The sequence below is a fragment of the Promicromonospora citrea genome (assembly GCF_013004695.1).
In the GTDB taxonomy this organism is placed as follows: Bacteria; Actinomycetota; Actinomycetes; order Actinomycetales; family Cellulomonadaceae; genus Promicromonospora; species Promicromonospora citrea.
The window spans coordinates 1-13,413 of sequence record NZ_JABEMG010000010.1; the positions used below are offsets into that span (position 1 = coordinate 1).

The window sequence follows — 13,413 nt, forward strand, 5'->3', positions numbered from 1 at the left end:
CGGCGGTCGCGGCGATCGTCAGTGCGGTGGCGAACATCACGTTGGCGGCCACGGGTGAGCGGTCGTGGGCCGAGGCGGGGATCGCGATCGCGGGTGCGGCGTTGTCTCTGATCGGTCTGGGTGGTGCCGCGAAGGCAGCGATGGGGCTGTCGAAGACGATCGCGAAGGCTGGGGGGTTCCGGCAGGCGCTGGGCAAGGGGTGGTGCAAGTTCGGGTTCGGGAAGTGTTTCGTGGCCGGGACGCTGGTGCATACCCCGGACGGTCCCCGCCGGATCGAGGAGATCCGGGTCGGGGACAAGGTCTGGGCCCGGGACACGGTCACCGGGCGCGACGAGCTGGCGCTGGTGGCCGAGACGTTCGTGCGTACCAGCACCGAGCTGTTCCACCTGACCATCGGCGGGCAGGTCGTCTCGACCACCGCCGAGCACCCGTTCTGGGTCCAGGGCCGGGGCTGGGTCGACGCGGCGTTCCTGCGTACCGGTGACCTGCTGGTCACCCCCGAGGGCGCGACCCTCCCGCTGCAGGACGTGCAGACCGAGGACCGCGCCGAGGACCAGGCCGAGACGGTCTACAACTTTCATGTCGAGACCCACCACACCTACTACGTCTACGCCGGCGACACCCCCGTCCTGGTCCACAACGCCGCCCACTCGGCCCCTGACGGCATCCCCGGCCTGAAGTTCAAGCCGAAGGACGGCGCGGGGCGTCCCACCGGGGTCAAGGTCACGCTGACGCCCGAGAACATCGCGAAGTACGGGCAGCGCACCGACCCGCCCGCCAGCGTGCGCTCGGGCCTCGGTGCCGAGTACGACGGCGCGAAGCACAACGCGGGCCACATCCTCGGCGCCCAGCTCGGCGGGCCGAACAAGAACCTGGACAACTTCTTCATCCAGCACTCGACGTCCAACAGCCCCTGGCAGAGCGCCATCGAGTCCGAGGTCAAGCGGGCCGTCACGGGCAAGATCGACGGCGTCCCCGCCGGTCCTGTCGACTACGACGTCACGCTCAAGTACGCCGACGACGCCTCGACCGACATCCCGCCACAGGTCGAGATCAAGGCGACGAGCGACCACTACAATCTCGATGTCACCCTGAAGAACGAACCCGACATGCCGAACGTCAGGGAGACACCGGCGTTCGACCGGAACGCGGACGGGCTCCGGTTCGGTGAGGTCGGGTCCGGCCCCGCGACCCCGAGGAATGCGCCCTCATGACACGAGCTCAGCAGCTGATCGACCTGGCACGGCCCGTCCCTCCCGCGACCCCGTTCGACTGGCAGCGCGTCGAGGACCAGATCGGGGCCCCGGTGCCGCCCGACTACCGGGACCTCCTGGACGGCGGCGGCGGCGGCCTGTGGGCCGACGTCCTGCGCCTGTTCGTGCCGGCGCCGGGCGCAGGGTTCAAGCATGTCGACCTCGAGCGGTCCCGGCTCGAGTTCGAGCAGCTCCAGGACCTGTTCGAGGACGAGGTCGTCGAACGTCCCGCGGATCTCGGCGACGAGGACCGGCTCCTGCCCTGGGCCTCGACCGGCTCGGGCCTCACGTTCTACTGGCAGGTCGCGCCCGGGGCGGACCCCGAGACGTACCCGGTCCGCGTCTCGGACCGGAACGGGTACGTCTGGGAGCGGTACGACCTGCCGACGACCGACCTCGTGCTCCAGATCGTCGAGGGCGAGCTGCGCAGCGAGCTCGTCGACCCGTCGTGGGTGAACCGCGACCAGCTCTTCCAGCCGTACCAGCGCGAGTAGCACGGGAGGCCGACGCTGACCGGCCCGGGCCACCGCGCGGTGGCCCGGGCCGGTGCCTGTCGTCGGGTTCAGCGCCGGACCGTCAGCTCGACCGTCGTCCAGTCGCGGGTGCCCTCGCTGTCCGTCGCGATGAGCCGCGCCGTGTACCGGCCGGGCTGCTCGTACACGTGGGTGACGGCCGCGCCGTCCGTCGTCGTGCCGTCGCCGAGGTCCCACCGGTAGGAGACGATCTCGCGCCCCTCGGGTGCGACCGCGGTGCCCGCCAGGTCGACCGGGGCACCGGCCCGCGGCCCGCGCACGGGCTCGGCCGTCACGGCCGGCGCCGCGTCGTCGGCGACGCCCCGGCCGTGGAACACGAGCCAGTCGAGGCCGAGGTCGGCTCCGCCGTCGGGCTCGCGCGGGCTCGTGGCCACGAGGTACAGCGTGGTGGCGCCCTCCTCGCCCCGGATCCGGATCGTGGGGGAGACGACCTGCCCGTCCCCGGTGGCCCGCGGGATGCGGACCCGGCCGAGCGTGTGCCCGGTCGGGCTGCCCTCCCGCACCTCGACGGTCGTGTCGGACGCGCCGCGCACGGCACCGATCGTCAGGCCGTCGATGCCACGCAGGTCCAGCGGGCCGAAGGCGATCCGGTCGCCGTCGTCGACGTCGGTGACGAGCCGGCCGCCGCGAGCGTCCGCGTCGTCGGCCACGGTGACGCCGGAGCCGTCGGCGAAGAACTCGGCCTCCTTGTCCCGCACCTGCAGGCGAGCCGCGTCCTGGCCGGTCAGCTCCGGGATGTCGGCGGAGCCGAGGTCCTGGTAGCTCGCGCGGAGCACGGGGTAGACGTTCTGGCCGACGCCGTGGTCCGCAGGGTCGAGGAACACCGTCCCGGTGCAGCCGGTGTAGTTGTCGATGGGGTGGGCGTGCGAGTCGTGGCCGAGCTGGGTGCTCACCGTGACCCGCTCGCAGTCGATCGTGCCCGCGTCGGTCGAGCCGTCCTCGACGTCGGCCACGTCGACCGCGTAGGGGACGGTGTCGCCGAGCTCGGCGAACCCGCCGTGCACCGGCGCCCCGAAGGCGACGTCGGGGCGCGTGTTGCCGACGGTGATCGTGTGCACCGAGACGCCGGTGAAGCCGTCGGTGTCCGTGACGGTCAGGCGGGCCTCGAACTGCCCGCGCTCGGCGTAGGTGTGCGTGGGGTTCGGTTCTGTGGAGTCGACGACGCCGTCGTTCTCGAAGTCCCACGCGTAGGTGATGTCGAGCCCGTCGGGGCTCGTGCTGGTGTCGCCCGTGAAGGCGACGGTCAGGGGCTCGTGACCGGAGTCGACGTCGGAGGTGAACCGCGAGATCGGCCGGCGGCCGTCGGCGGCGTGGTCGATGCGGTAGATGCCCGCGTCGGTGTTGGTGCTCCCGCGGCCGGCCCCCGAGCCGAGGCCGAAGTCGATGACGTAGAGCGAGCCGTCGGGTCCGAACTCGACCTCGAACGGGGCCACGAACGTCTCGTCCGGGAGGAACGGGTCGATCGCCTCGACCTCGCCCGTGCTCTCGTCGAGCGTGAGCGCCCGGTAGAAGTTGCGGGCGTACTCGGAGACGAACCACCGCCCGTCGAAGGCTTCCGGGAACTTCGTCTTCACGTCGAGCTCCGGGTCGAAGCGGTACACCGGGCCGGCCATCGGCGCGGCCCCGCCCTCGCCCATCTCGGGGAACTCCTCCGACGGCCCGTAGCCGTACCAGACCATCGGCTCCTGCGACGGCGGCAGCTCGCGCAGGCCGGTGTTGTTCGGCGAGTCGTTGACCGGCCGGGCGCAGTCGAACGGCTCGCCCGACTCGCCGGTGGCGAAGTCGTAGTCGATGTACGCCTGGTTGTCGGCGTGGCAGTAGGGCCAGCCGTGGTTGCCCGGCTCGGTCATCCGGATGAGCTCGACCTGGCCCTCGGGGCCGCGCAGCGGGTCGGCGACGCGGGCGTCCGGCCCGTAGTCGCCGACCATCACCGCCCCGGTCCCCGGGTCGACGGTGATCCGGAACGGGTTGCGGAAGCCCATGCCGTAGATCTCCGGGCGGGTCCCCTCGGTGCCCGGTGCGAAGAGGTTGCCCTCCGGGACCGTGTAGGTGCCGTCGTCCTCCGGCGTGATCCGCAGGACCTTGCCGCGCAGGTCGTTCGTGTTCGCGGACGTGCCCTGCGCGTCCCAGCCCCTGCGGCCGGGCCGCTCGTCGATCGGGGTGTAGCCCTGCTGGTCGAAGGGGTCGGAGTTGTCGCCGGTGGCCACGTAGAGGTCGCCGTCGGGGCCCATGGCGAGCGAGCCCGCCATGTGGGAGTTGGCGCGGCCCTCGCCGCGCCAGATGGTGTAGTCGAGCAGCCGCCGCTCCGACGCGGGGTCGATCGTGTCGTCGGGGCCCATCGTGAACCGCGAGAGGTTCATCTTCGCCACGTCGGGGTCGCTCCACAGCAGGTAGAGCCACCCGTTCTCGGTGAAGTCGGGGTCGAGGGTCAGGCCCAGCAGGCCGTCGGACTGCGTGAGCAGGTCCAGCGAGTAGTCGAGGTCCAGGGCCGTGGTGCGGCGCAGCGTGTCCTGGTCCAGCACGACCACCTGCCCGGTGCGCTGGATGTAGACGACGCGGCCGTCGTCGGCGACGTCGAGCTCGAACGGGTCGGCCAGGCCCTCGGTGACCAGGGGGACCTTGTCGAACTGGGTGTCGAACTGGGTGTCGGCCGGGGCGACGGGCTCGTGCGCCGTGGCGGCGGTGGTGGCGGGGACCAGGCCGGCGAGCCCGACGACCAGGGCGGTCGTCGCGGCAGCGGCCCGGCGGCGCGCGCGGCGGTGTGATGCGGACATGGCACTCCCTCGTGCTCGGTCGGGTGCTGGTCTGGTGCTCGGTCGGGTGCAGTGACGGGCCAGGGGGCGGTGCCGGCAGCGGCTCAGTAGCGCAGCGCGGCGAGGTTGCCGAGGCTGGTGCACGCCGACGTCACGCCGTCGGGCGACGGCTGGTCGTGCTCGGTGAAGCCGTACCGGACCCCGGCCAGGGGAGCCGCGGCGAAGATCGCGGCGAAGTCGATGGTGCCCTCGCCCACGTCGGCGAAGGAGCCGTCGGCCGCCATGTCCTTGAGGTGCAGCAGCTCGAACCGCCCCGGGTACCGCTCGAAGAGGTCGGTGGCGGACGTGCCGACGCTCGCCGCCCAGTACACGTCGAGCTCCATCGTGACGAACGCGGGATCCGTCTCGCGGACCAGGACGTCGTACCCGGTCACGCCGTCGGGCGTGGACTCGAGCTCGAACCCGTGGTTGTGGTAGGCGACCCGGATGCCCTCCGCCGCGAGCCGCTCGCCGGCCTCGTTCAGGATCGCGGCCGTCCGGGAGTAGTCGGCGAGGTCCCAGTCGCCCGAGCCCGAGACCCGCACGTACCGGGCACCGATCGCGTGCGCCTCGGCCGCGACGAGCTCGACGTCGTCCTGGAGGTTGCCCAGGCTCACGCCGAGCGAGGGCACCGTCAGCCCCGCGTCCCGGGTGAGCGGTGCGAGCTCCGCCGCGGTGTACCCGTAGAAGTTGCCCGCGCTGCCCGACGGCTCGATGTTCCGGAAGCCGCACGCGGCGAGCGCCCCGAGGGTCCCGGCGGCATCGGCCGGCATGGTCGCGCGGACCGTGTACCCGACCAGGCCGATCGCCGACAGGTCCACGGACCGCCTGCCCGTGACGGGGTGGGGCCGGCCGACCCGCGAGGCGGCGGCCGCGCGGACGACGGCGGCGCGCTCGGCGTGGGTGAGCACACCGTGCAGGACGTGCCCGCGGGTCACCGAGGCGACGGCGGCGACGAACCGCCCGTGCGACGCGAACGGCGCGCGAGCCATGATCTCGTCCATGACGGTGCAGCCGTCCCCGGTGTCGCGGTTGGGCACGCCGGAGTCGGCGTCGGCGCCGAACCGGACGGTGGCCTCGCTCGTGTAGCCGTACGCGCACGCGTCCGCGGCCGGGGCGGGCGCCTGCTGCGCCGTCGCGGGCGGGGCGAGGAGCGGGAACGACAGCGCGGCGGCCAGCGCGACCGCGAGCCAGGGCCGGGAGCGGGTGGTGGGGGTGGTGTGTTCCATCGGACGAACCTCTCGGTCGAAGGGAGCCTGCTCAGGGCCGGGCGCCGGCGGCGTCAGGGAGCCGCTCGACCCAGATGTTCCGGAACAGCGGGTTGAGGCCGGGGTCGCCGTGGTCCTGCAGCCGGATGTGTCCCGGCGTCGGCCCCTCGTCCCGGCCGTTGCCGGTCTTGCCGTCGACCGCCACGTCGTCGTGCACCAGGCGGCCGTTCCACCGGAGCGAGATCCGGGCGTCCTCGGTCTTGCTGCCGTCGGCGGCGAACCGGGCGGCGCGGAAGACGATGTCGTACCGCTGCCAGGTCCCCATCGGGGTGGCCGCGTTCACGTCGGGCGGCTTCCTGAGGTAGATCGCCCCGGCGCCGTCCGGCTCGGGCGGGTCGATGCCGAAGGACTCCAGTACCTGGACCTCGTAGCGCTCCTGGAGGTAGACGCCGCTGTTGCCGCGGGCCTGGCCGGTGACGTCGTCGGCGTGCCGCGGCTGGAACCACTCGACGTGCAGCCGGAAGTCGCCGAACCGGTCCCGGGTGCGGATGTCGCCGCCGACGGACTCCATGGTGCGGCCCTCGACGGGCCACGTCGCGGGTCCGCCCCCGACCGCCTCCCACGCGTCCAGGTCGCCGCCGTCGAACAGCGTCACGCGCCGGGTCGGGGTGACCGTGAGGCTGTCGAGGTTGACGTGGCCCACGTCGTCGGCGTCGTACGCCCAGGCGACGGTGTTGGCGCCCCTGCGCAGCTCCACGGTCTCCGTGTGGGTCGCCCACGTGGACCAGCTCACGGTGCTGTCGAGCCAGACCTGCTTGACCTTCTCGCCGTTGACGTACAGGCTCATCGACCGCGGCAGAGGGCTGGGGTCGGCGTTCTGCCCGTTCGCGTACCGCAGCGTGAGGTCGTGCCGGCCCGCCCGGTCGGCGCGGACGGCGAACGTGGTGCGGGAGCCGGGCTCCCAGTTGCGGTCGACGAACCCGGCGCCCGAGTACCCGGCGTGGTTCGTGTTCCACCCGGCGCCGCCCGAGAGGTCGGCGGCCTCGGCCTCGTAGACCGGCGGCGCGGTGGAGCCGTCGGGCAGGCGGGTGAGGGTGTACCAGGCCTCGGTGCTCCACAGCTCCTGGCCGCTCGCGTCGGCGAACGGGCGCGGTGAGTGCAGGTGGACGACGCGGCCCGGCCGCAGGCCGTCGATCCGGAGGGTGACCGTCCGGCGGTCGGGCGACAGGGTGGCGCCCGTGACGTCGAGCTCCTCCTCGTCGACCTTGGGGCCGCCGTACTGCGGCGTCGACACGTAGCGCCACTGCGCCACGGCGTACCGCTCCGCCAGGTCCTGCGCGGTCTCGTCCGACAGCGGCTGGGTGTACTCGACCTCGAACCCGCCGGGGACCGCGCGCATCTCGAGCATGTCGAACGCGCGGCTCTCGTCGAAGGTGAGCCGCTGCAGGCCGTACCCGAGCTTGCCCTCCTGCCCCCAGTTGCCGGACCAGCCGATACCGCCCACGTAGACCGACCCGTCGGGCCCGACGCTCGTCCGGCTCACCCCCGACTCCAGGCCCTGCGTCATGCGGAACACGGCGCCCTGCTCCTGGCCGGCGACGGTCTCGAGGTGGATGCGCTGCAGACCGCCGTACGTGACGTCGCCGACCGCCATCTGCCCGGCGAACACGCCCTCGGTGAGGATGACGGGGTTGCTCGGCGAGTTCGAGATCTCACCGTGCGGCAGCCACAGCACGGGCTCGGTGACGGGCTGGTCGTCGTACGGGCCGTCGGGGTTGGTGTAGTGGTTCCAGAACGCGCCCTCCCGCACGCGGACCAGCTTCGACGTCGGCACGTGCATGCCCTGGTTGTCCGTGACGTACATGCCGCCGTCCGCCCCGAACCCGAGGCCGTTGGGGGTGCGCAGGCCGCCCGCGAGGTACTCGACCTCGCCCGTGTCCTCGTCGATCTTCAGCACCGAGCCGCGGTTCGGCACGAGCTGCGGGTCGCGGGTCGCGCCGCCGGGCACCATCGCGATGCCCGTCGTGACGTAGAAGAAGCCGTCCTCGTACAGGAGCCCGAACGCGAACTCGTGGTAGTTGCCGCCGAACGGCCAGGTCGCGACCTGGCGGTACTCGTCGGTGACCTCGTCGCCGTCGGTGTCCACGAGCTCGGTGAGCTGGTGCTTCTCGGAGACGTAGATGCGCCCGTCGACCACCGTGAGGCCCATCGGTTCCTGGAGCTCCTCGGCGATCCGCGTGTACGTCACGTCGCCGGCGTCGCCGTCCCCGGTCACGCCGTCGACCAGGTACACCTCGCCGAGCACGGTCTCCCGGTCGCCGCCCCAGGTGGCGATGGCCATGCGGCCGTCCGGCAGCCAGTCCATGCCGGTGACCTGCGGCTCGAAGCCGTCCGGGCGCAGGTCCGTGAGCGTGTAGTCGGGGTGCACCCCGGTCAGCGGCAGACCGTCGCCCGGCGACTCGGTGACGCCCTCGCACTGCTTGCGGCCCGGCGACGTCACGCGCGTGACGTCGGCGTCCGTGCTGAGCACCGAGCTCGGCACCACGGCGAACCCGTCGGCGCCCGGCGGGCGCCACTCCAGGGTGAGCTGCTGGTCGTGATCGCCGTCGAAGTGGTCGACGCGCAGGGCGTGGTACCCGGCCTCGAGGGTGGCCGAGCCGTCCTTCGGCGTCGCCCCGTGCCTGCCCGGGTGGTCGACGACGACGGCGTCGTCGAGCAGCAGGCGCGCGCCGTCGTCGCTCGTGAGCCGGAACTCGTAGGTGCCCGCCTCGGGCGCGTCCAGATAACCGGTCACCTCGGTGACGAACCGGTCGGCGAACCCGAAGTCGTCGACCGTGCGCCAGTCGATCGTCGGCATGAGCCGGTCGACGTTCGGCGTCTGGCCGGGCTTGAGCGTGCAGTAGTCCTCGAGCGGCACCTGGACGTCGAAGACCCGCATCGTCACGCCGGGCTCCTGGGGGCGCGTGGGGTCGGTGGCCGCGGTGCCCGCCGTGCCCGCGAGGGCAGGGAGGGCCGTCAGCGGCAGCACGAGCGCGCCGATCAGCGCGGCGATCGTGCGGTGAGGTGATCTGCGTGCCGGTCTGCGTGCCGTGCTGCGGTTCATGGGCCTGCCTCTCCGTCGAGGACGTTCCCTGCCGCCCGTCAGCATGCGGCGGGCGCAGACCCCGGACAACGAGTTGCCACTTGTTGCCCCTGTGCCGGCTCTCTGGCCGGTCCTCCGGCGGGTTCAGCCGCGGCGCGCCGTCGAGCCCCGCTCGACGAGCTTGGCCGGCAGCAGGGCCGGCACGGACAGGCCGGGCGACGGGGTGCGGAGCTGGTTGAGCAGGCGCTGCACGGCGAACGCCCCGAAGTGGCGCAGCGGGGCGGCGACCGTGGTCAGCGGCGGGGTGCAGAAGTCGGAGCCGAAGATGTTGTCGAACCCGACGACGCTCAGCTCGCGCGGGATGTCGACGCCCAACCGCGTCAGCCCGCGCATCGCGCCGATCGCGACCAGGTCGTTGTAGGCGACCGTCGCCGTCGCGGCGTGGGTGGTCAGGGCCTGGGCCGCCGAGAGTCCGCCGGCGAGCGTGGGCGCGAACGGGCCGAGCCGCCGGGCGCGCAGGCCGAGCTCCTGGGTCGCCTCGCGGAACGCGCGCCAGCGCATGCCGTCGGCCCACGACGCCTCGGGCCCGGCGAGGTAGGTCAGGCGGGTGTGTCCCAGCCCCGCGAGGTGCTCGACGGCGCGCCGCATCCCCTGCGCGTTGTCGGTGATCACGCTCGGCACGTCGGTGACGACGCGGTTCATGACGACGGTCGGGCGCTGCTTGGCGACGGCCCGGATCGCCGAGTCCGACAGCCGGGAGGTGGCCAGCACGATGCCCTCCACGAGCGGGAGGGTGCGTTCCAGCGCCCGGCGCTCGGCGCCGCTCGACTCGTGGGCGTCGACCACCAGCAGCGTGTACCCGGCATCGATCGCCGTCTTCTCCGCGCTGCGGATGATCTCGAAGAAGAACGGGTTGGTGAGGTCGGCGACGACGATCGCGAGCAGCGCCGTCCTGCCGTCCGGCCGCGCCCGCCCGATCGGCCGGGTGCGGTACCCGAGCTCGTGCGCCACCCGGCGGATCCGCTCCGCGGTCTCCGCGTTGACCCGGCCCGGCCGGGAGAACGCCCGCGACACGGTCGACGGCGCGACGTCGGCGGCCCTGGCGACGTCGTAGATGGTCGGTCTGGTGTCCGGTGTGGCCGAAGAGCTCCCTGTCTCGCCAGTTTCGCCCATGCGCGGGGAGCGTACGGCGCGCCCGGCGCTCGCGGCAACCATCTGCCGTGAAACCACGTAGGTGTGGCATGTCCTTACCTGCCCGGCAAGAGGTGGCAACACCTTGACTGCCCCTGTGCCGCACCCTCGAATGACAGCATGCCGCCGCCGACCGATCCGCCGGACCTGCCTGACGACGAGCTCGGCCACCTGCCCGGCGACCTGCCCGGCCACCTGCCCGGCCTGGTCGCCGACGAGGCGGCGGTGCAGGTCGAGGCCGCCGAGAGCGAGCTGCGGCGGCTGGGTCTGGAGGAGATCCGCGTGCGGCACCACGGTGACCTGGCCCGCCTCGAGGCACCCCACCACGACCTCGCGAGCGTGGCGGCCGAGCCGTTGCGCGGCGAGGTGCTGCGGGCCGTGCGGTCCGCGGGGTTCCGGTCCGTCGCTGTCGACCTGGAGGCAGTCCCGGACCCGCGCGAGGTGTGACCTCGGCACCGGCACGGCAACAAGTGGCAACTCGTTGTCCGGCCCCACCGCGGCTCCTAGTGTCCGTGGGACGCGCGGCCTCACCGGCGAGGCCGCTGACCTGCTGGAGGTCCACGCCATGGTGACGTCCCGGGAGGCCCGCCCCACGGCCGTGGCGCTGCTCGCGGAGGGCTGGCGGCCGGTGGCGGTGCTGCTGGCCCTGTTCGCCGTGTGGTGGTTCGTCGCGTGGCGCGAGCTCGTCCCCGCCTATCTCGTGCCCTCCCCGGGTGCGGTCGCGGAGACGATGGCCGCCGACTGGGCGATGCTGCTCGAGCACACGTGGGTGACCACGCTCGAGACGATCGTCGGCTTCGCGCTCGCCGCGGTGATCGGCGTGGCGGCGGCCGTGCTGCTGGTCTACTCCCGGACCGCCGAGCGTTCGCTCTACCCGCTGATCCTGTTCGCGCAGGTCATCCCCAAGATCGCCATCGCGCCCATCCTCGTGGTCTGGTTCGGCTTCGGGATGACGCCGAAGATCGTGCTCGCCGTGCTCATCGCCTTCTTCCCCGTGGTGGTCTCGGCGGTGGCCGGGCTGCGCTCGGTCGACCCGGAGCTGCTCGAGCTGTCCGCGACCATGGGCGCCTCACGGTGGAAGACGTTCCGCAAGATCCGGTTCCCCGGCGCGCTGCCGCAGCTCGTGTCCGGCCTCAAGGTCGCGGTCACCCTGGCCGTCGTGGGCGCCGTCGTCGGCGAGTTCGTGGGGGCCGACCGCGGCCTCGGGTACGTGCTGCTGCTGGCCAGCGGCAACCTCGATGCCCCGCTGCTGTTCGCCGACCTCCTCCTCATGTCGCTCATCGGCGTGGTCCTCTTCGTGCTCGTCGAGGTGCTCGAACGGCTCCTCGTCCCGTGGCACGCGTCGCGGCGCACCGGCCTCGCGCTCGCGACGGTCTGACGGCCGCCCACCCTCCCGCGTCCCGCGCCGTCGCGACGGCGGCCCGACAGAAAGGTCCGACCCATGCGTGGTACCCGGCGTCACACAGCGCACGACCGCACGAACGACGAGAGGGACGGCGGCAGGCGGCGCGGGCCGCGCCCGCGCAGGCTCGCGACGTCCCTGGCAGCCGGGTCGGCGGTCGCGGCCCTCGCCGCGTGCGGGCAGGCCGCAGGCCCGGCGGGCGAGACGAACGCCGAGGGCCTGCAGGAGGTCACGGTCACCCTGAACTGGGTGCCGTACGGCGAGCACGCGCCGTTCTACCTCGGCGTCGCCGACGGCATCTTCGAGGACGAGGGGATCGACCTCACGATCCAGCCCGGCAACGGGTCCGGCAACACCGTCCAGCAGGTCGCGCAGCGCAACACCGACTTCGGCTGGGCGGACACGCCGCCGCTCGCCAACGGGATCGCCTCGGGCATGCCGGTGCGCAGCGTCGGCGTCTTCCTGCAGACCGGGCCGAGCTCCGTCGAGTTCTTCGAGGACCAGGGCATCACCGAGCCCGCGGACCTCGTGGGCAAGACGGTCGGCGGCACGCCGGGCGACGCGATGTACGGCACGTTCCCCGCGTGGCTCGAGATCAACGGCGTGGACCCGGCGGACGTGACGGTGGTCAACGTCGACGCGGCGGGCAAGATCGCCGCGCTCATCGAGGGCAAGGTCGACGCGATCCAGGGCTTCTACCACGACCAGTCCGCGACCATCGAGGACCAGACGGGCAAGGAGGTGTCCGCGCTGCCCTTCGCCGACTTCGGCATGAACATGCTCGGCACCGGCCTCGTCGCGCACGAGGCGACCATCGAGAGCGACCCCGGGCTGGTCCAGGCGATGGTGCGGGCGACGTCGCGCTCGTTCCAGGCCGCGGCCGAGGACCCGCAGGCCGCCGTCGCCGCGATGGCCGAGGGCGCCGAGCAGGCGCCGGACGAGAGCGTGCTGACGGCGCAGCTCGAGGCGACCGTCGGCCTGCTCGACCTGGAGGGCGCGCCCGCCCCGGGCGTCAACACCGAGCAGCAGTGGACGGACACGCTGACGTTCCTCACCGAGAACACCGACTTCGACGGCGGGACGACGCCGGGCGACTTCTGGGACGCGAGCTTCGGGGAGGACCTGTGACCGCGACCGCGGAACAGGGCGCCGCGACCGGCCCCGCGCCCGCCGCGGAGCCGATCATCGAGGTCTCGCACGTCACCTGCCGCTTCACGTCCCGGCGCTCGGAGACGGTCGCGCTGGAGGACGTCTCGCTGGCCGTGCGGCCGGGGGAGTTCGTGACGGTCGCGGGGCCCTCGGGCTGCGGCAAGTCCACCCTGCTCAAGCTCGTCGCGGGCCTCGTGCCGGCGACCGAGGGCGACGTGCGCCTGTACGGCCGGCCGGTCACCGGCCCGCAGCGCGAGATCGGGTTCGCGTTCCAGCGCTCGGCCCTGCTCGAGTGGCGCGGCGTGCGGCGGAACATCCTGCTGCAGGCCGAGATGCGCGGGATGGACCGCCGCAGGGCCGAGGAGCGCGCCGACCGCCTCATCGAGCTCACCGGCCTGACCGGGTTCGAGAAGGCGCTGCCGCACGAGCTGTCCGGCGGCATGCAGCAGCGGGTCGCGCTGTGCCGCGCCCTGCTGCACGAGCCCCGTGTCCTGCTCATGGACGAGCCGTTCGGCGCGCTCGACGCCCTGACCCGCGAGCAGATGAACACGGAGATGAACCGGATCTGGCGCGAGACGGGCACCACGGTGGTGCTCGTGACCCACTCGGTTCCGGAGGCGGTGTACCTGGGCAGCCGGATCGTCGTCATGAGCCCCCGGCCGGGCCGGATCGTCGAGATCCTCGAACCAGGGCTCCCGGAGCACCGCGAGTACGGGCCCACGCTCGCCGACCCCCGGTTCGCGGCGGCGGCCGCCCGCCTGCGGGACCTGCTCGGCGCGAGCCACGCGCCGGAGTGAGGCGCG

General features: G+C 73.0%; 10 protein-coding genes. 6 read left to right on the top strand and 4 right to left on the bottom strand.

Annotated elements, in window-relative coordinates; genetic code table 11:
• On the top strand, positions 1-1,214 hold a 1,214-nt coding region (locus HLB15_RS03645; protein ID WP_212759467.1), incomplete at its 5' end, for a polymorphic toxin-type HINT domain-containing protein.
• A complete protein-coding gene (locus HLB15_RS03650) occupies positions 1,211-1,747 on the top strand; it encodes a hypothetical protein (protein WP_212759468.1) in 537 nt (178 codons plus the stop codon). The genes HLB15_RS03645 and HLB15_RS03650, both read left to right, overlap by 4 nt.
• Before the next feature lie 68 nt (positions 1,748-1,815).
• Here HLB15_RS03650 and HLB15_RS03655 read toward each other — a convergent pair whose 3' ends face one another.
• From HLB15_RS03655 to HLB15_RS03670, 4 genes are all read right to left on the bottom strand, one after another.
• Entirely contained in the window at positions 1,816-4,560 is a 2,745-nt protein-coding gene (locus HLB15_RS03655) for a PKD domain-containing protein (RefSeq protein WP_171103785.1), read from the bottom strand.
• An 83-nt stretch (positions 4,561-4,643) separates the two neighbouring features.
• On the bottom strand, positions 4,644-5,807 hold the full coding sequence (locus HLB15_RS03660) for a sugar phosphate isomerase/epimerase family protein (protein ID WP_171103786.1): 1,164 nt from the start codon (positions 5,805-5,807) through the stop codon (positions 4,644-4,646).
• Positions 5,808-5,838: 31 nt separating this feature from the next.
• Positions 5,839-8,889, bottom strand: a complete 3,051-nt coding sequence (locus HLB15_RS03665; protein WP_171103787.1) for a 3-keto-alpha-glucoside-1,2-lyase-like domain-containing protein — start codon at positions 8,887-8,889, stop codon at positions 5,839-5,841.
• Positions 8,890-9,012: 123 nt separating this feature from the next.
• Complete coding sequence (locus HLB15_RS03670) at positions 9,013-10,041, bottom strand: LacI family DNA-binding transcriptional regulator (protein WP_171103790.1); 1,029 nt, start codon at positions 10,039-10,041, stop codon at positions 9,013-9,015.
• 138 nt (positions 10,042-10,179) lie between these two features.
• Here HLB15_RS03670 and HLB15_RS03675 point away from each other — a divergent pair, with 138 nt between their 5' ends.
• From HLB15_RS03675 to HLB15_RS03690, 4 genes are all read left to right on the top strand, one after another.
• A complete protein-coding gene (locus HLB15_RS03675; RefSeq protein WP_171103792.1) occupies positions 10,180-10,506 on the top strand; it encodes an adenine nucleotide alpha-hydrolase family protein in 327 nt (108 codons plus the stop codon).
• A gap of 118 nt (positions 10,507-10,624) precedes the next feature.
• Positions 10,625-11,437, top strand: coding sequence for an ABC transporter permease (locus HLB15_RS03680; protein ID WP_171103794.1), 813 nt, complete (start codon positions 10,625-10,627; stop codon positions 11,435-11,437).
• A 63-nt stretch (positions 11,438-11,500) separates the two neighbouring features.
• A complete protein-coding gene (locus tag HLB15_RS03685) occupies positions 11,501-12,589 on the top strand; it encodes an ABC transporter substrate-binding protein (protein WP_171103796.1) in 1,089 nt (362 codons plus the stop codon).
• Complete coding sequence (locus HLB15_RS03690) at positions 12,586-13,407, top strand: ABC transporter ATP-binding protein (RefSeq protein ID WP_171103798.1); 822 nt, start codon at positions 12,586-12,588, stop codon at positions 13,405-13,407. Before HLB15_RS03685 ends, HLB15_RS03690 begins: the two co-directional genes overlap by 4 nt.
• The last annotated feature ends 6 nt before the right edge of the window (positions 13,408-13,413 follow it).